This is a genomic window from Catellatospora vulcania (genome assembly GCF_009720385.1).
In the GTDB taxonomy this organism is placed as follows: Bacteria; Actinomycetota; Actinomycetes; order Mycobacteriales; family Micromonosporaceae; genus Catellatospora; species Catellatospora vulcania.
Genome location: NZ_ML769305.1, coordinates 144,093 through 164,992, shown reverse-complemented (window position 1 = coordinate 164,992; position 20,900 = coordinate 144,093). Strand labels below are relative to the sequence as shown.

Sequence of the window (20,900 nt, the reverse complement as noted above, 5' to 3'; positions counted from 1 at the left end):
GGGAGCGGTGATCGGGGTGCGGGATGGGGCGGGACGTCGCGGGGCTGACGGTGGCGGTTACCGGCGCGGCCCGGGGGATCGGCGCAGCGGTGGCCGCGCGGCTGGCCGGGGCCGGTGCGAACGTCGTGCTCGGCGACCGTGACCTGCCCGCGCTGACGGAGGCCGCCGCGGCGCTGCCCGGCACGCTGGCGGTCGAGCTGGACGTCACCGACCGGGCGAGCATGGACGCGTTCCTGGACCTGGCGGAGGCGGCGTTCGGGCCGGTGGACGTGCTGGTGAACAACGCGGGCCTGATGTGGGTCGGCCCGTTCGCCGAGGAGCCGGAGCAGGCCGCGCGGCGGCAGTTCGACGTCAACGTGCACGGGGTGCGGCACGGGTTCCTGGCCGCCGCGCCGCGCATGCGGGCCCGCGGCCGGGGCCAGATCGTCACCGTCGCCTCGGCGGCGAGCCGGATCAGCCCGCCCGGCGAGGCCACCTACGCGGCGACCAAGCACGCGGTGTACGGCTATGCCGCCGGGGTCCGCCAGGAGCTGCGCGGCACGGGTGTGCAGGTCAGCCTGGTGATGCCGACGGTGGTGGAGACGGCACTGGCCGCCGGGACCAGCCACGGCGGCGTGCCGCGGCTGCGCCCCGAGGCCGTCGCCGCGGCGGTGGAGCGGGTGATCCGGCGACCGAGGTTCGAGGTCTTCGTGCCGGGACGGCTCGGCCCGCTGACCCGGCTGCTGGCGCTGCTGCCGCAGTCCGGCCGGGACCTGGCCTACCGGGCACTGGTGCCGGACCAGGTGGCGCTGGGGGACGGGGCGGCACGGGCCGCGTACCAGCGGGACGCGGGACTGTCCGAAGCGGACGGCCAATAGGGATTCCGGGTCTTGTGACCTAGGCCACACGGACATTACCCTTCGGTAACCGCGTGCCCGCGCGGCGGTTCGTACCCCCTTATCCGCGTTTTCCGTACCCCCCGGAAGGCAGGCTCCCATGCGTCTCGCGCGTCCGTCCCTCGCGCTCGCCGCTGCCCTGGCCGCGGTCATCCTGTCGGCGAACCCGGCAGCAGCCGCAGGTCCCATCCCCAACTCGATGGCCAGCATGGGTGACTCGATCACCCGAGGCTTCAACGCCTGCGGCTGGTACTCCGACTGCACCGCCCGCTCGTTCAGCACCGGCAGCTACGCCTCGGTGAACAGCCACTACCGCCGCATCCTGGCCAAGAACACGGCCATCAACGGTCGCAACTACAACGACGCGAAGAGCGGCGCGAAGGCCGCCGACATGCCCGGCCAGGCCAACACCGTGGCCGGCCGCAACGTCGACTACGTGACCATCCTGATCGGCGCCAACGACGCCTGCACCGGCTCCGAGTCGAGCATGACCTCGGTGGCCTCGTTCCGGGCGTCCATCGACACCGCGCTGAACACCCTCAAGACCCGCCTGCCCGGCGCGCGGGTCGCGCTGATCTCGATCCCGGACGTCAAACGGCTGTGGGAGGTCGGCAAGGGCTCGTCGTCGGCCCGCAACACCTGGTCGTTGTTCGGCATCTGCCAGTCGCTGCTGGCCAACCCGACCTCGACGGCCCAGGCCGACGTGGACCGCCGCGACCGGGTGCGCCAGCGGGTCGTCGACTTCAACGCCCAGCTCGCGCAGGCGTGCGCGGCGTACGGGTCCAACTGCGACTTCGACGACAACGCGGTGTTCAACTACCCGTTCGCGCTGTCGCAGGTGAGCACCTGGGACTACTTCCACCCCAACACGGCCGGGCAGACGGTGCTGGCCCAGATCTCGTACGCCGCCGGCCACAACTGGTGAGCTGTGCGAAGGGCGTCCCGTATGAACGGGGCGCCCTTCTTTGCGTGCCAGAATCGACAACACTCTTTACTGTTAACCGTCTTTAACTTAATGTGGCATCCAAGCTCATGAGCGTCCGACCGTCCCCACAGCTCGCCGTCGGGCGACGTGCTCCTCGAAGCCGTCGCCCGCCGCGCGCTACCTCGAAAGGACCACCGCCTCATGAGAAGGTCCCTGCGGGCCGGGCTCGCCACGCTCGGCGTGGCGCTGCTGGCCGGCGCACTGTCCCTCGTCGCGTCGTCGCCGGCCCACGCCGCGACCGCGACGTTCACCAAGGTCTCCAGCTGGGGCACCGGCTACGAGGGCAAGTTCGTCGTCACCAACAACACCTCGTCGACCATCACCAGCTGGAACGTGCAGTTCGACCTGCCCGCCGGCACCACCATGGGCGTGTTCTGGGACGCCGCGGTGACCACTTCGGGCCAGCACGTGACGGCGAACAACGTGGGCTGGAACGGCACTCTCGCCGCGGGCGCCTCGACCAGCTTCGGCTTCAACGCCGCCGGCTCGGGCAACCCCACCAACTGCACCGTCAACGGCGCGAGCTGCGGCGGCGGCACGCCGCCGAGCTCCTCGCCGCCGCCCGCGGGCGTGCCGGGTAAGCCGGGCAACCCGTCGGTCACCTCGGCCACCAACACCGCCATCTCGCTGAGCTGGGGCGCGTCGACCGGCACGGTCACCGGCTACCGGGTGTACGAGGGCAGCACCGTGCGCGCCACCGTCACCGGCACCTCCGCCACGCACAGCGGCCTGGGCGCCTGCACGTCGCACACCTACACCGTGAAGGCGTACAACAACAGCGGCGAGTCCGTGGCCAGCAACGCCGTCACCGGAACCACGACCGGCTGCCCGGCCTCGACCTTCAAGGGCGCGGCCCCGTACTACTACGTCGGCTGGGGCAACCCGCCCGCGCCCGCCACGGTCATGAGCGCCACCGGCATCAAGTGGTTCACCATGGCGTTCATCCTGTCCGGCGGCGGCTGCTCGCCGGCCTGGGACGGCAGCCGTCCGCTGACCGGCGGGGCCGACCAGTCCACCATCAACGCGATCCGGGCCGCGGGCGGCGAGATCGTGCCGTCGATCGGCGGCTGGAGCGGCAACAAGCTCGGCCCGAACTGCTCGTCGGCGTCCGCGCTGGCCGGGGCCTACCAGCAGGTCATCAACGCGTACAACCTCAAGGCGATCGACGTCGACATCGAGAACACCGACGAGTTCGAGAGCGAGGTCGTGCAGGACCGCATCCTCGGCGCGCTGAAGATCGTCAAGCAGAACAACCCCGGCATCAAGACGATCCTGACGTTCGGCACCTCTACCACCGGCCCGAGCTACTGGGGCACCCGCCTGATCAACCAGGCGGCGGCGACGGGCGCGAACATCGACATCTTCACGATCATGCCGTTCGACTTCGGCGGCGGCGCGAACATGTACCAGAACACGGTCAACGCGACGGTCGGCCTGAAGAACGCGCTGAAGACGGCGTTCGGCTGGAGCGACGCCACGGCGTACGCCCACGTCGGCATCTCCGGCATGAACGGCCTGTCCGACCAGCAGGAGCTGACCAGCACCGCGACCTGGACCCAGATCAAGGACTGGGCCAACGCCAACGCCATCGCGCGCCTGGCGTTCTGGTCGGTCAACCGCGACCGCGGTTGCGCCGGCGGCGGCGTCCAGGCCGCCTGCAGCGGCATCGCCCAGCCCGACTGGGAGTTCACCCGCATCACCGCCGGCTTCACCCGCTAACCCCCCCAAACCCCCGGCCCGCGGCCATCCCCCGATGCGCGGGCCGGGCCCTCGGGGCGCCCTCGCCCCACCCCACCCCTGCCGCAACTCTTAAAGACCTGCGCCTTCGCGAGTATGCCGAGGCAGCAGGTCTTTAAGAGTTGCGGAGCGGGAGGAACGGGGCTTGTGGGAGGAAGGCGGCATTTAGGGTTGGGGGATGGATCGCAGTGGCGAGCTGAGCTCGGTGCGGCGTAACGCCGTGTTCGGGACGGTGGCGCTCGGGCTGCTGCTGGCGGCGCTGGACCAGACCATCGTGGGGACGGCGCTGCCGACCATCGTGGGGGATCTGGGCGGGGCCACCCACCTGTCCTGGGTGGTGACGGCGTACCTGCTGGCCGAGACGATCGCGACCGCGCTGGCCGGTAAGCTGGGCGACCTGTTCGGGCGCAAACTGCTCTTCCAGGTCAGTGTCGCGGTCTTCATCGTGGCCTCGTTCTTCTGCGGGTTCGCCCACAACATGGCCTGGCTGGTGGCCTGGCGCGGTGTGCAGGGGGCGGGTGCGGGCGGCATCCTGGTCACCGCGATGGCCCTGATCGCCGACTACATCCCGCTGCGCGAGCGCGGCAAGTACCAGGGCGCGCTGGGCGGGGTCTTCGGCGTGGTGACGGTGCTCGGCCCGCTGCTGGGCGGCCTGTTCACCGACCACCTGTCCTGGCGGTGGGCGTTCTACATCAACATTCCGCTCGGCCTGCTGGTCATGCTCATCTGCGCGTCGACCATGCCGAAGCTGCCCACCGCCGCCCGCCCGATCATCGACTACCTCGGGATCGGCATGATCGCCGTCGCCTCCACCTGCTTGATCCTGATGACCAGCTGGGGCGGCACCGAGTTCCCGTGGCTGTCCCCGGAGATCATCGGGCTGGGTGTCGGGGGCCTGGTCGCGCTGCTGCTGTTCGTGGTGGTGGAGCTGCGGGCGCGGGAGCCGATGCTGCCGATGCGGTTGTTCCGCAACCCGGTGTTCACCATCTGCGGGCTGCTCAGCTTCATCGTCGGCTTCTCCATGTTCGGGGCGCTGACCTTCCTGCCCACGTTCATGCAGTACGTGCAGGGCGCCTCGGCGACCGCGTCCGGGCTGCGCATGCTGCCGCTGGTGTTCGGCCTGCTGATCACGTCGATCACCAGCGGCACGGTCGTCGGGCGCACCGGCCGCTACAAGTGGTTCCCGGTCGCCGGCGGCCTGATAACGGCATTGGGCATGTGGCTGCTGTCGCAGATGACGGCGCTGACCACGCTGTGGGTCGAGTCGGCGTTCCTGTTCGTGCTCGGCCTCGGGCTGGGCATGAGCATGCAGACGCTCACCATCGTCGTGCAGAACACCGTCAGCTACCACGACCTGGGCGTGGCCACCTCCGGCGTGACATTTTTGCGCACGCTGGGCAGCGCGTTCGGGGTGGCGCTGTTCGGCACCGTGTACACGCACTCGCTGAACGCGCAGCTGGAGCGGTTCGGGCCGCTGCTGGGGGCGCTCGACCCGCGCCGGCTGGAGAGCCCGGCCGGGGTGCACAGCCTGCCCGCCCCGATCAGGCTGCTGGTGGTCGGCGGCTACACGCAGGCGCTGCAGACGGTGTTCCTGGCCGCGGTGCCGGTGGGCCTGCTGGCCGCCGTCATCGCGCTGTTCCTCAAGCAGGTGCCGCTGCGCGACACGGCCCGCGCCGCGGCCCGGGACCTCGGCGAGGGCTTCGGCATGCCCGAATCCCCGGACCGCACCGAGCAGCTGGAACGGGCCGTCGCCACGGTATGGCGGCAGAAGGGCAACGCCGTCGCACCGCACGTGCTGGCCTCCGCCGGGGTCGACGGCGGCGTCGGGTTGGCCTGGTGCCTGTCCCGGGTGGTGCTGTTCGACGAGCACTACGGGCAGGCCCGGGTGGCCGACGTCGCCGAGCACTACCACGTGCCGCCGCAGGTGCTGTGGCCCGCGTTCCGCAGCTGCGTCGAGGACGGCTACCTGGCCACCGTCGACGGCGCGGTCGAGCTGACCCCGCGCGGCACCGCCGAGTACGACCGCATCGCGACCGCCTGGCGGCAGTGGCTGGCCGGTGAGCTGTCGGACTGGCACGACACCTCCGACGAGGAGTTCGAGCAGGCGGTCCGGCAGGCAGGGCGCGAACTCGTGTTCGAGGACGAGGCCGCGCCCGCCCCGGCCGAGCCGGTTCCGGAACTCGCGGCGGCCCCCGGCCGGGCCGGTCCCGGTCGCCACCGGGCGTAGGCGCGGTGCCCCTGCGGGATCGCCGCGTCGCCACTGGGCGTAGGCGGTGTCCCGTGCGAGGGCGCCGTCCTGAGGGCAGCCGGGCGGCTCGGACCGGCACCGCAGCCGGGCGGGCCCGACCCGGCGCGGGTGAATTCGGTGTGGCAGAAGTGTGAACCGCGTCCGACCCTCGGGATGATCATCGCCAGATCGGGTGATCTCGTGTCACGCTGGCGACCATGGACACGACCGGGCTGCTCGTCGGGGGCGTCGCGCTGCTCGCGGCCACCGCCTACGGCCTGGTCCACCGCCGCCGGACGGGTAGGGTTCGCGCCGTGCCCGCCTCCGCCGAACCCGCGTCTCCGGTGCTGGCCGACCTCGGCGTGCCGCCGGGCGAGGTCACCCTGCTCCAGTTCTCGTCGGCGTTCTGCGCCCCGTGCCGCGCCACCCGGGTGGTCTGCGCCGAGGTCGCCCGCAACACGCCCGGTGTGGCCCACGTCGAGGTCGACGCGGAGAGCCGGCTGGACGCCGTGCGCGCCCTCGACATCTGGAAGACCCCCACCGTGCTGATCGTCGACGCGCAGGGGCGCATCGCGGGCCGGGCCCAGGGCGCGCCCACCCGCGCCCAGGTGCTCGCCGCCGTCGCGCCGCTGCTGCCCGCCGCGGCCGAACCGACCGAGGAGAAGGCATGACCGACCCCCGTGGCCCCCGGTTCGCGGCGGCCGTGACCACCGTGGTGATGGTGGCCGTGCTGCTCACCGGCTCCGGCTTGCTGGCCCTGGCGCAGGCGGCGGTGTTCGCGCTGACCGCGGCCCAGCCCCGCCTCGGCCCGTACGGGCTGATCTACCGCACCCTGCTCGCCCCGCGCCTGGGCAAGCCCGCCGAACTGGAGCCGCTGGCCCCGGTGCGCTTCGCGCAGGCGGTCGGGTTCGTCTTCGCCGCCGTGGCGACCCTGGGCTACCTGCTCGGCTCGCCGCTGACCGGGGCGATCGCCGCGTCCTTCGCGCTCGCGGCGGCATTCCTCAACGCCGCCTTCGGGCTGTGCCTGGGCTGCGAGCTGTTCCTGGCGTACCGCCGCCTCACCGGCCGCCCCCTGGCCGCCCGCGTCCCCGTCTCCTGATTCCACCCGTACGCGTCGGACCCGTCTGTTAGAACGGCGTGGTTGATCCGGCACGACGAAGGAGTGGGCAGATGGCTACACGGATCCAGGTGACGATCGACTGCGCGGACCCGGGGCGCTTGGTGGAGTTCTGGGCGCTCGCGCTGCACTACCGGCCGCAGCAGCCGCCGGACGGGCACCCCACCTGGCGCTCGTACTGGCTCACCAAGGGCATCCCGGAGGAGGAGCTGGAGGGCGCCGACGGCCTCGACTCGGTCGAGGACCCGGACGGCGTCGGCCCGCGCTTCTGGTTCCAGCAGGTCCCGGAGCCGAAGGCGGGCAAGAACCGCCTGCACCTGGACCTGTCGGTCAGCGGCGGCCGCAGCGTGCCGCTCGAAGTCCGTCGTGAGCGCGTCGCAGCCGAGGCCGAACGTCTCATCGCCGCCGGCGCGACCCGCCTGCGTGTCCTGCACACCGAGGGCGCCGACCACTACGGCGAGGTCATGCAGGACCCGGAGGGCAACGAGTTCTGCCTCCACTGACCAGAAGGAAGGGCACCTTCTTAACGCTAGGCGTTGTAGAAGGTGCCCTTCTTAACGTGCGACCAGGTTTGAGCCCGTGCATGTAGCGGTCAGGAGCGGCCGGGTTCGTGGCGGCGCAGGGCCAGGCGGGTCAGGAAGATCAGCACCACCATCTGCACGCCGAGCAGGACCATGCACTTGATCCAGTTCTCCGCGGTGTGCGTCCACAGCGGGTCCTGGAAGTTCTTGGGCAGCATCGTGCCGACGTCGACCGTGGCCGCCGCCGCCCCGAAACCCCAGCGGGTCGGGAAGATCCAGGAGATGATCTCCATGATCTGCTGTCCGGCCAGCACGAACAGGCCGCCGGAGAACACCAGCTGCGCCATCACCAGGACCACCATGATCGGGGTGGTCTGCTCCGTGGTGCGGGCCAGCGCGCTGACCAGCAGGCCGAACACCGTGGACACCAGGGAGATCCCGACCATGGCGACGATGATCTCCGCGGTCTGGCTCGGGATGACCAGCGACTTCGTCGGCGGGCCCTCGAACAGGGTCAGGTAGACGAACAGCGCCACCTGAGCGGTGTTGATGATGAAGAAGACCGTCAGCTTCGAGGCCAGGTATGCCGCCGCCGACACCCCGACCGCCCGTTCCCGGGCGTAGATCGGTGCTTCGGCGACGATCTCCCGGACCGAGGCGGCGGTGCCCAGGAAGGCCGCGCCGGTCACCAGCACCACCAGGAGCTGCTGCGCCTGCAGGCTGAACGGGGGAAGCTTGGCCAGGCCGTCCGAACCCGGCACCGTGTACGCGAGCACCGCCAGGATCAGCGGCATGGCCAGCAGGAACGCGCTGAAGCCCCGGTCGGACAGGATCACGTTGATCATTCGCATGCACAGCGTGAAGTACTGCCGGATGGGCGCGCTGGGGTTGCGGGCGAACAGCCCCCACGTCTTGCGGTCGATGTTGGCCCGGCCCGGTTTGGTCGCGGCCACGTTGGGACGTACCCGGGCCAGGGCGTCGTCGACGCTGACCGACGCGGGTTCGGCGTCGTCGACTGCGGCGTCGGGCACCGGCAAGGGCGCGATCGCCTCGGTGAGGTCGGGCTCGTCGGTGCGCTGCGTCGGCACCAGCGGCTGCTGGGTCGTGACCGGGTCGAACACCACGTCGGCCGGCGCGGGCGGCACCGGCAGCACGGCGGGCTCGGCGCGGTTGGTCGGGGTGACCGCGCTGACGTAGCGGGCGTACAGCGGGGAGTTGCGGAAGGCCCGGGTCCACCGCTCCGGCTCTTCGGTGATCTTCGTGAAGACGTCGGCGTAGTCCTCCGCGCCGAAGAAGCCGAGCAGCTGGTCCGGCGGGCCGAAGTAGCCCATCGTGCCGCCCAGGCACATCACCAGCACCCGGTCGCAGATGTCGAGGTGCAGCACGCTGTGGGTGACCACGACGACGGTCTTTCCCTTGTCGGCCAGCTCCCGCAGCTCGCCCATCACCTCCTTGTCCAGCGCCGGGTCCAGGCCCGAGGTGGGCTCGTCCAGGCACAGCAGCGACGGCTCGGTGAGCAGCTCCATCGCCACCGAGGCGCGCTTGCGCTGGCCGCCGGACAGGACGTCGATGCGGGCCTTGGCGCGCGGGGTGAGCCGCATGGTGTCCATGACCTCGTCGACCTTCGCCCAGCGCACCTTGCGCGGCACGTCGTCGGCGAAGCGCAGGGCGGCCGCGAAGCGCAGCGCGGTGCGCACCTTGAGCTGCTTGTGCAGCACGTCGTCCTGGGGCACCATGCCGATGCGGTAGCGCAGCTGGGCGTAGTCGGCGTACAGGTCGCGCCCGCCGTACCAGAGGCGGCCCTGGGTCGCGGGACGCAGCCCGGTCAGCGCCTTGAGCAGCGTGGACTTGCCGCAGCCGCTGGGGCCGATCAGGGCGAGCAGGCTGCCCTCGGGCAGGGCGAAGCTGACGTCGTCGATGAGCACCTTGTTGCCCAGGCGCACCGTCAGGTCGTCGGCGATGATCGAGGCGGGGCCGGTGTCGACGTGGTCGTGCAGCTGTACACCGTCGAAGAGCAGCTCGTGCCGCCCGATCGAGACGATGTCGCCGGCGTGCATGAGGGTGGCCTTCTGCACCTGGCGTCCGTTGAGGAAGGTGCCGTTGCGGCTGCCCAGGTCGACGATGTTGAACGCGTCGCCGAGGCGGCGCATCTCGGCGTGGTGGCGTGAGGCCTGCAGGTCGGCCAGCACGATGTCGTTGTCGGCGTCGCGCCCGAGCCGGGTGCGGATCGAGCCGTCGGCGGCGGTCGTCTGTCCGGAGGCGACCGCTGAGGCGGCGCTCTTGCGGCGTCGAGGCGTGCGGGAAGTGGAGGGGTCAGTTGACACTCGCACATCCTTGCGGCAAGACCAGTGCAGATCAAGCGCCATCCGGTCGGATCCGGCCGCCGTCGGGAACCCGATCGAGCCACGGCGGGCCTGGCGCGTCCGGGTGATATTCCCGCCCCATCGTGAAGATCGTCACGGCGGCGGTGTTCGGCGGCCGCGATTTTCGGAGCTATGGTGGTCGAGGTCGGTGCGTGGACAGTGTCCCCGGGCCTCACTTACAAAAGCCTTCACGGAATACCGTTCGGCTGGAGCCGTGTCGCGCCACTCGCCGCGAGGCGACCGCACGCACCGACCATGACTTGCAGTTGCCCGCCCGCTCCGGTGCCCGATCATCACCGGAGCGGGCGGTGCTCTCTGCCCGCGGCAGCGAGGCTGCCGTCGTTACTTCGGCGAGACTACCAACAAACTCTCGCGAAATCCATCGCCGTCTCTTGATCGTGTCGTGCCGTGGATAACGCCGGATCATGGCGTGCAATGGGCGGTATGGACCAACGCACCGTCATCCTCGTGCTGCTGGTGCTCGGCCTGCTCTGCGTGCCGGTCGGCGCACGCCTGCGGCTGCCCGCGCCCGTGGTGGCCACCCTGTTCGGCGCCGCGCTCGGCCTGCTGCCCGGCCACTCCCTGTCGCTGCACCCCGAAGTCATCCTGCCCGTGCTGCTGCCGCCGCTGCTCTACGCCGCCGTGCAGCGCAGCTCGTGGCGGCGCTTCGCGCGCGGCTGGAAGCCCATCCTGCTGCTTGCCGTCGCCCTGGTCTTCGTGACCACGGCCGTGGTCGCCGCCGTCGCGGCGAGCATCCACCCCGCCCTGCCGCTGGGCGCGGCCGTCGTGCTCGGCGCGATCACCTCCCCGCCCGACCCGGCCGCGGTCTCCGCGATGGCCGGCCGGCTGGGCCTGCCCCGGCGCACGGTGACCCTGCTCGAAGGGGAAGGGCTGTTCAACGACGTCACCGCGCTCACCATCTACCAGGTCGCCGTGGCCGGGGTGCTCACCGGCACGCTGTCGGTGTGGGGCGCGGTCGCGTCGTTCGGCTACACGGCCGCGGTCGGCGCGGGCATCGGCCTGGTCGCCGGGATCGTCTTCGGCTGGCTGTTCGACCGGCTGCCCACCGCCGAGCTGCGGGCCGGGCTGAGCCTGCTCACTCCGTACACCGCCTACCTGGCCGCCGACTCCGCGCACGCCAGCGGGGTGCTGGCGGTGCTCGCGGCCGGGTTCTGGCTGGGGGCCACCCGGGCCGACCCCGACGACGTCGCCGGGCGGCTGTCCGGGCGCAACTTCTGGGACGTGGTCGAGGAGCTGGTCACCGGCTTCACCTTCGGGCTGATCGGGCTGGAGTTCATCGAGGCGCTCGACGACCTCGACGCGGGCGTGTGGCCGTACACCCGCTTCGCGATCGTGATCTGCGTGACCCTGGTGGCGGTGCGCTTCGCATGGATGTTCGGCGTCAGCGGGCTGGTCAAGCAGCTGCGCTCGCGCGACCCGGCGGACGTGCCGGTCGGCTGGGGCGAGACCCTGATCGTGGCGTGGGCGGGCATGCGCGGGGTGGTCACCATCGCCACCGCGCTGGCGCTGCCGCGCGACTTCCCGGCCCGCTCGCAGATCGTGTTCGTGGCGGCGGTCGTCGCCGTGGTCACCCTGCTGCTGCCCGGTGTGACGCTGCCCTGGCTCGTCAAGCGGCTCGGGCTGAGCACCGGCGCGAAGCGCCGTCAGGAGGCCGAACAGGAGGTCATCGCCCTGGCCCAGGACGCCGGGCTGCGCCGGCTGGAGCAGCTGCGGGCCGACGGCACGGTGAGCGCGGAGACCGCACGCCGGCTGGGGGAGTGGCAGCGCGCCATCCTGATCGACGAGGAGGCCGAGGACGACGACTGGGTACGCCAGCGCCGGCGCCTCGGCGAGGTGCGGTCGGAGGTGCTGGCGGCCTCCCGGGCCGCGGTGCTCGAACACCGCGAGCGCGAGCCCGAGGCCGTGGACGACGTGCTGCGCCGCCTGGACCTGCACAGCGCCCTCAACTAAGCCGTCCGGCGACCTCCCGGGTCGCCCGACGGCGTGTCCAGCCGGTCGCCGGGCTGCCTGAGGTGATGCTGTCCTAGCCGCTTGACCTGCGGTTATGCATCCATCTCGACATGGAAGGCGGTCTCGATGAGACCTTGGCGAATGTTCGCCGCACTCGCCGGCCTCGCGCTGGCGACGGCCCTGACCGGCGGCGCCGCGCAGGCCGCTCCGCCGGCCGCGCACGACTGCATCACGCCCGGGGGCGCGAACCTCAACCAGATCTACGGCATCGAAGAGCGCATCGTCAGCCCGCCGATCTGCCTGGAGGTGCTCGCCGGCGAGCGGTGGGTGGTGCTGGCGAACTCGTGGACCACGGCGGCCGGCCCCGACGGAGCCGTCTACCCGGCCGGGTACACCCCCGAACTGCCCGCCCCGATCGACGACTTCGACGCGAAGTTCCGCAGCGCGAAGTACGTGATCGACGGCGGCACCGACCGGGAGCGCGTCGTCACCGCGGGCCCCGAGGTGCTGCAGACTCTCGTGGGCGCGGACGGCCTGCCGTTCTCGACCTTCCCGTCGCCTGCCCTCAAGCCGCTGCGCCCCGGCACGCACACGTTCGCCGTGTACATCGTGCTGTCGGCACAGCACTGCGACGGCCTCGGCGACGTCGTCGCGCTGAACTGCCTGCCCGCGGGGGAGAGCGAGTGGTTCCCGCAGACGCCGTTCGAGGTCGTCAAGGCGTACGGGACACCGGGGCGGCCCTGACCCGTGCCGCCGGGTGGCACCCCCGCGGACGGGGGCGCCACCGGTCATCGAGACGTCACGGACTCGTGCAGGTCAACGTCGGCGGGTTGTTGGTCCCGCTGTGGTTGGCCAGGAATCCGAACGTGGTGCTGCCGCCGGAGCCGAGGCTGCCGTTCCAGGCCACGTTCTTGAACGTGGTGGAGCCGGTGGCGTTCGTGTAGGTGCTGCTCCAGCTCTGGTTCACGGACTGGCCGTTGGCCCAGGTGGCCTTCACCGTCCAGCCGTTGATCGCGGTGCCGCCCGCGGTCACCTTGATCTCCCCCTGGAACCCGTTGCTCCAGCTGGTGCCGATCTGGGTGTAGGTCGCCGAACACGCGCCCGGCGGGACGGACGGCGTCGCGGGTCCGGGCGTCGACGGCGCCGGGCTGCTCGGCCGCGGTGAGGCGGCACTGGGCGACGGCGACGCGCTCCGCGACGGCGAAGCCGACGGCGACGCCGGGTTGGACGGGATCGGCGACGGGGTGGTCGGCGGGTTGTTGATGCCGGTCACCTGGCCGTTGCCGCCGTCGAAGATGACGTCCGAGCAGCCGTAGAAGGTCTCCTGGCTGTCCGAGCGCTTCCAGACGGAGTAGATGACGTGCCGGCCGGACTTGCCCGAGGGCAGGTTGCCGTTCCAGTAGTAGTAGCCGTCCGGGGCCGGGCCCGACATCGGCGGGTGGTCGATGCTCAGGAACGGCTGCTCCTCCATGTCCGCCCAGGTGAGCGCCTGGTTGGGGTTGTAGCCGTCCTTGGTGATGTACAGGTAGAACCAGCCCGGGTGGGCGGCCCAGTTGCTGTAGCGCCAGCTGTGGCTGGCGCCGGTGGTGAGGTGGGTCAGCGGCCAGTCGCTGCGCGGCGCGTCGAAGCCCGCGTACTTGGTGAAGCCGCCGCTGCACAGCGCGCCGTCGGGGATGAAGCCGCGGGTGCGGCCCTGCCCGTCGGAGCGCAGCACGCCGAACCAGTCGTAGAACGGCTGGGTGCCGCCGACGGCGGCGGCGTTCTGGCAGGCGCCGTTGGTCGGCTTGACCTCACCGGTGCTGGACTTGCCGTCCAGGTAGCACAGGTAGGTGCGGCTGCCCGGGGTGAGCAGCGCGCCGTGCGCCGCCGCCGTGCCGGGGTTGATCATCGTAAGGGCGAGGCCGGCGGCGAGCGTGGCGGCCGCCGCCAGAGCGGCGGCCTTCAGCTTGTTCATGTGCTGTCCTTTCCAGCACGGACGCGCGTCGCCGCTCCGATGGAGGATCCCGGCGGTACGCCGTGGCGGCGCACTGCGGGAAGACGGAGTGGACGGGACGAGCCGTGCCGCGGATGCGGGATCACCCCTGCCGCGACCACGGTGGGCCGGGGACAGGGGTCAGGGACGGTCCGTCGCGCGCGGCTCACGCACTGGCCGCGGTGCGCTCCACGTATGCCCTCGCAGCACCACGGCATCGATATTCCACCATGTGATCAACCGCGTCGGCAATGGTTGCGCCGTGCCATCGCGGGTGCGAGCATGTGCCCGTGTCGATGACCGCGGTACGCCGAAACGCCTGGTGGCTGCTGCCCGAGCTGCTGGCGCTGGGGCTGGTGGCCGGGCTGTTCGCCGTGGCGGCACCCGCGGATCTGACGGACACCCTCGCCGACCGCGTCGCGGTGATCCTGTCGCAGTCGTCCCCGGCCGAGCACCACCAGCACGGCCACGACGTCGCCGCCGCGGACACCGTGCTGTGCACCGCCGAGACCATGGGCATGGAACCCGCCGACGCCAGGCGGGTCGAGGACGTGCGGGTGGTGTACGCCTACTTCTTCTGCGCCGCCGGGGAACCGGGCCAGCCGTGGGACTTCGCGGCCCGCATCTCCGGCCCGGTCGTCGTCGAGCTGGCCGACCCGCCGAAGGTGCGCATCGCCGAAGCGGGTCTCGGTTATCCCGACCGGGTCAAGGCGATGCTGCCCGACCAGTACGAAGCCTGGGCGTTCGGCGGCTTCCACGATCCGAGCCTGCCGACCGCGCTGCAGCAGCGATACCTGGACGAGGTCGCCAAAGCCTGAGCCGGGGCCGGGTCGCCGTGGGGTGCGCCCCGGGCCGCGACCACGTCGGACCGCCCGGCGACTAGGCTGATCATCATGCGATTCGGATTGTTCGGCACGGGCTACTGGGCGGAGCAGACCCAGGGCGCGGCACTGGTGGCCCACCCCGAGGCCGAGCTCGTCGGCGTATGGGGCCGTGACCCGGCCAAGGCCGCCGCGCTCGCCTCGCGCCTGGGCGCCCGGCCCTACGCCGACGTCGACGCGCTGATCGCCGACGTGGACGCGATCGCGGTGGCGCTGCCGCCCGACGTGCAGGCGCCGATCGCCGAGCGGGCCGCCCGCGCGGGCCGCCACCTGCTGCTGGACAAGCCGCTGGCGTTGAGCACCGCCGACGCCGACCGGGTCGTCGCCGCCGCCGCGGACACCGGTGTGGCCAGCGTCGTCTTCTTCACGTCCCGCTTCGACCCGGACGTAACGCAGGCACTGGAGCAGGCTTCCGCCGCCGGCGGCTGGAGTTCGGCCCGGGTCACCATGTACGCCTCGATCTTCGCCGAGGGCGGCCCGTACAGCGGCTCGACCTGGCGCAAGGTGCACGGCGGGCTGTGGGACATCGGCCCGCACGCGCTGTCACGGCTGCTGCCCGTGCTGGGCCCGGTGACCGAGGTGACCTCGCTGGCCGGCGCGCACGCCACCAGCCACGTGCTGGCCCGCCACGACAGCGGCGCGGTCAGCGTGCTGATGCTCACGCTGGACGCCCCGCCGACGGCGCTGCTGTTCGAGTACCAGCTGCACGGCGAGGCCGGGGTGCTGGACCTGCCCGGCGGCTCCGGCGACCCGGTGGCCAACTTCGGCCGGGCGATCGACGAGCTGCTCGCGCAGGCCCGGCACCCGGGCGAGGGCGGCCCGGCGCATCCGTGCGACGTGCGCTTCGCCCGCGAGGTGGTGTCGGTGCTGGAAGCGGCGCAACTGTCCCAACAGGAGGGACGTGCGGTCGCCGTGCGGTAACCGGTGCCGCGGGGTTCCCGCGCAGGTGGGAGCTGGATCGTTCAAGTGATCTGGAATCGTGTCCGGGTAACCGTTGACACCACAGCGGATCATGCAGCAACGTGCCGTTCATGACCGAGTACGCCTACCCGCTGCGCGCCGGCGACCTGATGGTCGAGCGGTACCGACTGATCGACAGGATCGGCGTCGGCGGCATGGCGGTCATCTGGCGGGCCCGCGACGAGACGCTCGACCGCCTCGTCGCGCTGAAGGTCCTCGACCCGCGCCTGTCCGGCGACGAGCGGCTGCGCGAGCTGGCCCGGCGCGAGGCGTGGGCGGTGGCCCGCCTCAACCACCCGGACGTGGCCGGGGTGCACGACTTCGTGCGCACCAGCACCCCGGACGGTCAGGAGATCGCGGTCATCGTGCTCCAGCTGGTCGCGGGCGAGCCGCTCGCGGACCGGATCGCGCTGGGCGCGCTGGGCTGGCGGGAGGCGGTGCGCATCGGCGCGCGCATCGCCGCCGTGCTGGAGGTGGCGCACCGCCGGGGCGTGGTGCACCGCGACATCACGCCGGACAACGTGATGGTGCACGGCGAGCAGGTCACCGTGCTCGACTTCGGCATCGCGGCCCGCATCGGCGAGCCCGACGACGACAGCACCGGCGCCAGCTTCGGCACCCCGGCCTACGTCGCCCCCGAACGCCTCGACGGCATGCCCGCCGAGTCCGCCACCGACGTGTACGCGCTGGGCGTGGTGCTGTACGAGATGCTCACCGGCCGTCCGCCGTTCCGGGTGCGCGGCTGGGACGACGTCGCCGCCGACCACGGCCCGGTGGTGCCGCCGGACGTGCCCGACCTGCCCCGGTCCGTGGCGACGCTGGTGACGTCCGCGCTGAGCCGCGAACCCGCCGCGCGTCCGACGGCCGCCGAGGCCACCCGGGTGCTGCGGGCGGCGCTCGCGCGCTCGCCGCGGCGGCTGCTGCCGCTGGCGGCGGTGGCCGCCGGTGTCGCGGTGCTGGGTGTGCTGGCCTGGACGCTGCCCACCCGCGAGTCGCCGGACGACCCGGGCCAGGCGGTGGGCACACCACCGGCGAGCACACCCGGCTTCGGCACGCAGTCCGCGGCGACGGCCCCGTCCGGGGTCGCCACGCCGACCGCCGCGTCGCCGGCCGCCACCGGGACCCGGCCTGCGCCGAGCAGGTCCGTGCCGGGGGCGACCAGCGGCCCCTCGACGGTTCCCGTACTCACCGTCAAGCAGGCGCAGGACGCCGCGCTCAAGACGGTCGACGACGCCGCCCGCGACGGCAAGGTGCGCGTCGACGTCGCGACCGACCTGCGCAACACCGTCAACAACCTGGTCCAGGCCAGGCCGAAGGGCGCGCAGCTGGCCGCGCAGGCGCAGGCGGCCCACGTGAAGATCGACCAGCGGGTCGGCGAGGGCACGCTGGCCTATGAGGTCGGCGAGCAGCTGCACGCGGACATCGCCGCGCTCGCCCGAGCCCTGGAGGCCTGAGGCGGGAAAAGCTACGGGCCGGGCGACCGTATGGTCACCCGGCCCAGTCACCCGGCGGCGTGGACGCGAGGGTCTCCCACCACCGAGGAGGCTCTACAGGCCGTTGTCGCGGATCACGGTGCTGTACCAGCGCGCACTGGCCTTGGGGGTGCGCTGCTGGGAGGCGTAGTCGACGTAGACCAGGCCCCACCGCTCGTCGTAGCCTTCCTGCCACTCGAAGTTGTCCATCAGCGACCACACGTGGTAGCTCTCCAGGTTCACCCCGTCGGTGACGGCCCGGTGCGTGGCGGCGAAGTGGTCGCGCAGGAAGGCGATGCGGCCCGTGTCCTGCACGGTCCCGTCGGGACCCATCACGTCCGGGCACGGCAGCCCGTTCTCGGTGATGGTCAGGGCGATGTCGCCGTAGTCCTTCTTGATGCGGGTCAGGATGTCGTACATGCCCTCGGGGTAGATCTGCTGCCAGAACGCCTCGCTGGTGGGGTGTTTCTGGACCGTCTGACCGGCGCCGTCGACGTAGATCGGGCAGTAGTACTGCACGGCCAGCAGTTCCACCGGCGACGAGATGACCTCGAGGTCGCCGTCCTTGATGTGTTTCTGCATGGGGGAGAACCGGGCCAGGTCGTCCAGCACGTCCTGCGGGTAGGAGCCCTTCAGGACGGGGTCGAGGTACAGGCGGTTCTCGTAGCCGTCGAAGAGCACGGTGGCCTGCTGGGCCTCGGGGCTGTCGTCGGCGGGGTAACAGGGGTGCAGGTTCAGCGCGGGGCCGATCCGGGTCTGCGGGCCCAGATGCGGGCGCATCGCCTGCACCGCGAGGCCGTGGGCCAGCAGCTGGTGGTGGGCCACCACGTAGGCCGCGGCCTCGTCGCGCTTGCCGGGGGCGTGCGACCCGTACAGGTAGCCGTTCTGCACGACGGTCTTCGGCTCGTTGAGGGTGAGCCAGTTGGGCACGTTGTCACCGAGCGCCTCGGCCAGCACTGCGGCGTACTCGGCGAAGCGGTAGGCGGTGTCGCGGTTCTCCCAGCCGCCGATGTCCTGCAGCTCCTGCGGGGTGTCCCAGTGGTAGAGGGTCACCATCGGGGTGACGCCTCGCTCGTGCAGGCCGTCCACCAGCCGGCGGTAGAAGTCCAGGCCCTTGCGGTTGACAGGGCCGCTGCCACCGGGGACGACCCGGGGCCAGGAGATGGAGAAGCGGTACGACCGCAGGCCCAGCTCCTTGATGAGGTCGAGGTCGGTGGACCAGCGGTGGTAGTGGTCGGCGGCGACGTCGCCGTGCTCACCGTTGCGCACGCGCCCCGGAGTCTTGGCGAACGTGTCCCATACCGACGGTCCGCGGCCGTCGATGGCGGCGGCACCCTCGATCTGGTAGGCCGACGTCGCGGCGCCCCAGATGAAGCCCTCGGGGAACTGGAGCCCCATCGAGGTGGGCGACGGATGACCTGGCATGTGGTGCTCCTCAAATACTGGGATAAGGACTGATCATGGATGGGAACGCTCCCATGATCAGGTACAGTTGTCCTCATCCCGGTGACGGGTGGAGATGTGGTGTTAAGACTTTCGCATATGTGGCGCAAGTCTGGTGCTGCTGGGCGCTGAGGCGGAGAATGCCGTTTGGTATGGGAGCGGGGAAGGGCAGTCCCCGCCCCCATCGGGTGCTCACGCCCTGTGTCTGCCTTTCGGCAGGGTCACGAGGCAGCGTGACGCGCGGGAGCCGTTGGCACGCGACGTAGTCGCGAGCTTCACCTCCTCTCCGGCACCCGGAGGGAGGTCGGTCGCCGGTCGTAGGGAGATCGGCGACCGACCGCCTCTGGGAGCGGCCGGCGATGGCGTCCGGGCGGGCCATCGACGGGACGAATTCTTACATTGATGAACATCCGTGGAAGCGTTCCCATGGACGTTTGTTGGAACGATAGCGACATCTGAGCCGGAGGGGAAGACCCTTCATCGCCCCAGAATCTGTAGGCAACCACCAGGAAATCCTTGGCTGCTAGCGGAATCGGCCCCTACCTGCGGAAGCGCTCCCACGGGCCGCGCGTCGATGTGTCGGGCGTGTTTCCACATTGACACGAACCGACGGCCGGAGGCCCCTCGGACGGGTGCCTACGGACCCCGTCCGAGGCGGATCCGGGGCTCAGGCGGCCGCGTGCGGCGGGCGGGTCCGGCGGGCGGTTGAGGGTGCTCAGGTGGCGGGATCGCGCCACAGCGTCCACTGTGGCGGGCCGGAGCGCATGGGCGGCTTCCCGGTCACGGTGAAGCCGTGGCGCCGGTAGAAGCTGAGATTGCGCTCATTGGACGACTCCAGGTAGACCGGCAGCCCGGCGGCGTCGAAGCGGGCCAGCGCATCGGTCAGCAGTGCCGAACCCAGCCCGGCGCCGCGCGCCGCGGTCGTGGTGCCGATGAACTCCAGGTACCAGTGCTCGGCCGGCTGCTGCTCGTGCAGGCGGTCGATCTCGCCCATCCGGCCCAGCAGCCGGGGCAGCCGCGTGCCGGTGGCCCGCAGCAGCGGCAGGGCCGCCCGGACGACCGCGGGGGTGGGCAGCTTCCACTCATGCGGTGGGGCCCACATGGTGACCGCCTGCCGGTCCGGGGTGGTGTAGACGTGGCCGCGCGGGATCGCGTACCGCAGCAATGCTCCGAAGATGCGCTCCAGCCGGCCGTGGCGGCCGTCCGGCGGGACCATCCAGCACCACACCGGGTCGTCGCCGAACGCCTCCGCCAGGGTGGTGGCAAGGCCCGGCAGATCAGCGGGTACAGCTACGCGAACAGAATTCACGTCTGGCATCCTGCCGCACTTCCCGCCCCGGCACGAGCCCCTTCCGGCCGACCTCCACCCCACCGACCGCGAATCCCGCGCGCCCGCACGGTCACCGGCTCGCGCCGATGCGCGTGATCATTTGCAGTTCCGGGGAAACTGCGGCAATCACGGCCGCGATTGCTGCACTTTCCTCGAAACTGCACGCGGCGGGTGGGCGTCAGGGCGGGCGAGCGGAGGCGGGCCGGCTGGGAGGGGGCGGGAGGGCTGTGGGTGGGGCGTGTCGGCGATAGGGTCGGCGGGTGAGCGATCATGGGAACAGGCCGCTGGCGGTGATCAGCGGGGCGGGCACCGGTATCGGCGCGGCCACGGCGCTGGCGCTGGCCGAACGGGGATACGACATCGTCGCGATAGGACGGCGGGCGGACGTGCTCGAACACGCCGCCGAGGGCGTCCGTGCGGCGACCGGGGCCGTGGTGACGACGATCGCCGCCGACCTCAGCGCGCCCGCGGGCGCCGAACGTGTCGCCGCGGCGCTGGCGGGGCGGGCGGTGGACGTGCTGGTGAACAACGCGGGCGGGTACGTGGGCCGGGACGGCGACGGGCTGACCGCGGTGGCCGACCAGTGGCGGGCCACCTTCGAGACCAACGTGCTCACCGCCGTGCTGCTCACCGAGGCGCTGCTGCCGCTGCTGCGCCGTCCGGGCGGCCGGGTGGTGCTGCTGAGCTCGATCGCGGCGCAGCGCGGCGGGGGCGGCCCCTACTCGGCGGCCAAGGCGGCCCTGCACGGCTGGGTCATGGACCTGGCGGCACAGCTCGGCCCGGACGGCGCCACCGCCAACGTCATCTCGCCCGGGTACATCGCCGGGACGGAGTTCTTCGACGGCCGGATGACACCGCAGGGGCACGCCTCACGTGTCGCGCAGACGCTGGTCGGACGGGCAGGCCGCCCGCAGGACATCGCGGACGCGGTGTGCTGGCTGGCGGGGGCGTCCGGCGGCTACGTGACCGGCCAGATCATCAACGTCAACGGCGGCTCGGTGCTCGGCCGCTAGGCACAGACGTGAGGAAGGGCGCCTTCTGCATCG

At 71.7% G+C, this 20,900-nt stretch carries 17 protein-coding genes; 13 read left to right on the top strand and 4 right to left on the bottom strand.

What is annotated here, in order from left to right:
* Window positions 1-23 precede the first annotated feature (23 nt).
* The 7 genes from F6W97_RS12660 to F6W97_RS12630 all read left to right on the top strand — a co-directional run bounded on the left by F6W97_RS12660 (window position 24) and on the right by F6W97_RS12630 (window position 7,444).
* Window positions 24-857 (top strand): SDR family oxidoreductase, encoded by an 834-nt coding sequence (locus F6W97_RS12660; RefSeq protein ID WP_155370464.1) that lies wholly within the window; start codon window positions 24-26, stop codon window positions 855-857.
* Between the two features lie 118 nt (window positions 858-975).
* A complete protein-coding gene (locus F6W97_RS12655; RefSeq protein ID WP_155370463.1) occupies window positions 976-1,800 on the top strand; it encodes a GDSL-type esterase/lipase family protein in 825 nt (274 codons plus the stop codon).
* 201 nt (window positions 1,801-2,001) lie between these two features.
* A complete protein-coding gene (locus tag F6W97_RS12650; protein WP_155370462.1) occupies window positions 2,002-3,579 on the top strand; it encodes a cellulose binding domain-containing protein in 1,578 nt (525 codons plus the stop codon).
* A 196-nt stretch (window positions 3,580-3,775) separates the two neighbouring features.
* Window positions 3,776-5,824: an MDR family MFS transporter gene (locus tag F6W97_RS12645; RefSeq protein ID WP_155370461.1), complete on the top strand. Its 2,049-nt coding sequence runs from the start codon at window positions 3,776-3,778 to the stop codon at window positions 5,822-5,824.
* Between the two features lie 218 nt (window positions 5,825-6,042).
* Window positions 6,043-6,495, top strand: a complete 453-nt coding sequence (locus F6W97_RS12640; RefSeq protein ID WP_155370460.1) for a TlpA family protein disulfide reductase — start codon at window positions 6,043-6,045, stop codon at window positions 6,493-6,495.
* Window positions 6,492-6,923 (top strand): DUF4395 domain-containing protein, encoded by a 432-nt coding sequence (locus tag F6W97_RS12635; protein WP_155370459.1) that lies wholly within the window; start codon window positions 6,492-6,494, stop codon window positions 6,921-6,923. Before F6W97_RS12640 ends, F6W97_RS12635 begins: the two co-directional genes overlap by 4 nt.
* Window positions 6,924-6,994: 71 nt before the next feature.
* Window positions 6,995-7,444, top strand: coding sequence for a VOC family protein (locus tag F6W97_RS12630; RefSeq protein ID WP_155370458.1), 450 nt, complete (start codon window positions 6,995-6,997; stop codon window positions 7,442-7,444).
* A gap of 89 nt (window positions 7,445-7,533) precedes the next feature.
* Here F6W97_RS12630 and F6W97_RS12625 read toward each other — a convergent pair whose 3' ends face one another.
* Window positions 7,534-9,786 carry an ATP-binding cassette domain-containing protein gene (locus tag F6W97_RS12625; protein WP_196279106.1) on the bottom strand — a complete coding sequence of 751 codons (2,253 nt, stop codon included), beginning with the start codon at window positions 9,784-9,786 and terminating at the stop codon, window positions 7,534-7,536.
* 483 nt (window positions 9,787-10,269) lie between these two features.
* Here F6W97_RS12625 and F6W97_RS12620 point away from each other — a divergent pair, with 483 nt between their 5' ends.
* Both F6W97_RS12620 and F6W97_RS12615 read left to right on the top strand, forming a co-directional pair.
* Window positions 10,270-11,796: a cation:proton antiporter gene (locus F6W97_RS12620; RefSeq protein ID WP_196279105.1), complete on the top strand. Its 1,527-nt coding sequence runs from the start codon at window positions 10,270-10,272 to the stop codon at window positions 11,794-11,796.
* A 126-nt stretch (window positions 11,797-11,922) separates the two neighbouring features.
* Window positions 11,923-12,540, top strand: coding sequence for a hypothetical protein (locus tag F6W97_RS12615; RefSeq protein ID WP_155370455.1), 618 nt, complete (start codon window positions 11,923-11,925; stop codon window positions 12,538-12,540).
* 55 nt (window positions 12,541-12,595) lie between these two features.
* On the opposite strand, the gene F6W97_RS12610 is transcribed toward F6W97_RS12615, so the two are convergent.
* On the bottom strand, window positions 12,596-13,750 hold the full coding sequence (locus tag F6W97_RS12610) for a lytic polysaccharide monooxygenase auxiliary activity family 9 protein (RefSeq protein WP_155370454.1): 1,155 nt from the start codon (window positions 13,748-13,750) through the stop codon (window positions 12,596-12,598).
* Window positions 13,751-14,058: 308 nt separating this feature from the next.
* Between F6W97_RS12610 and F6W97_RS12605 the strand changes: the two genes are divergently transcribed.
* The 3 genes from F6W97_RS12605 (at window position 14,059) to F6W97_RS12595 (ending at window position 17,063) form a co-directional block, all read left to right on the top strand.
* Window positions 14,059-14,586, top strand: coding sequence for a hypothetical protein (locus tag F6W97_RS12605; RefSeq protein WP_155370453.1), 528 nt, complete (start codon window positions 14,059-14,061; stop codon window positions 14,584-14,586).
* Between the two features lie 72 nt (window positions 14,587-14,658).
* Window positions 14,659-15,570 carry a Gfo/Idh/MocA family protein gene (locus F6W97_RS12600; RefSeq protein WP_230686647.1) on the top strand — a complete coding sequence of 304 codons (912 nt, stop codon included), beginning with the start codon at window positions 14,659-14,661 and terminating at the stop codon, window positions 15,568-15,570.
* A 110-nt stretch (window positions 15,571-15,680) separates the two neighbouring features.
* Window positions 15,681-17,063, top strand: coding sequence for a serine/threonine-protein kinase (locus tag F6W97_RS12595; RefSeq protein WP_155370451.1), 1,383 nt, complete (start codon window positions 15,681-15,683; stop codon window positions 17,061-17,063).
* 93 nt (window positions 17,064-17,156) lie between these two features.
* On the opposite strand, the gene F6W97_RS12590 is transcribed toward F6W97_RS12595, so the two are convergent.
* Together F6W97_RS12590 and F6W97_RS12585 are read right to left on the bottom strand one after the other, a co-directional pair.
* Entirely contained in the window at window positions 17,157-18,506 is a 1,350-nt protein-coding gene (locus F6W97_RS12590) for a GH1 family beta-glucosidase (protein ID WP_155370450.1), read from the bottom strand.
* A 733-nt stretch (window positions 18,507-19,239) separates the two neighbouring features.
* The gene (locus F6W97_RS12585) at window positions 19,240-19,833 is read right to left on the bottom strand and encodes a GNAT family N-acetyltransferase (protein ID WP_230686622.1); all 594 of its coding nucleotides are present in this window, start codon (window positions 19,831-19,833) and stop codon (window positions 19,240-19,242) included.
* 281 nt (window positions 19,834-20,114) lie between these two features.
* Here F6W97_RS12585 and F6W97_RS12580 point away from each other — a divergent pair, with 281 nt between their 5' ends.
* Entirely contained in the window at window positions 20,115-20,867 is a 753-nt protein-coding gene (locus F6W97_RS12580; protein WP_230686621.1) for an SDR family NAD(P)-dependent oxidoreductase, read from the top strand.
* Window positions 20,868-20,900: the final 33 nt, after the last annotated feature.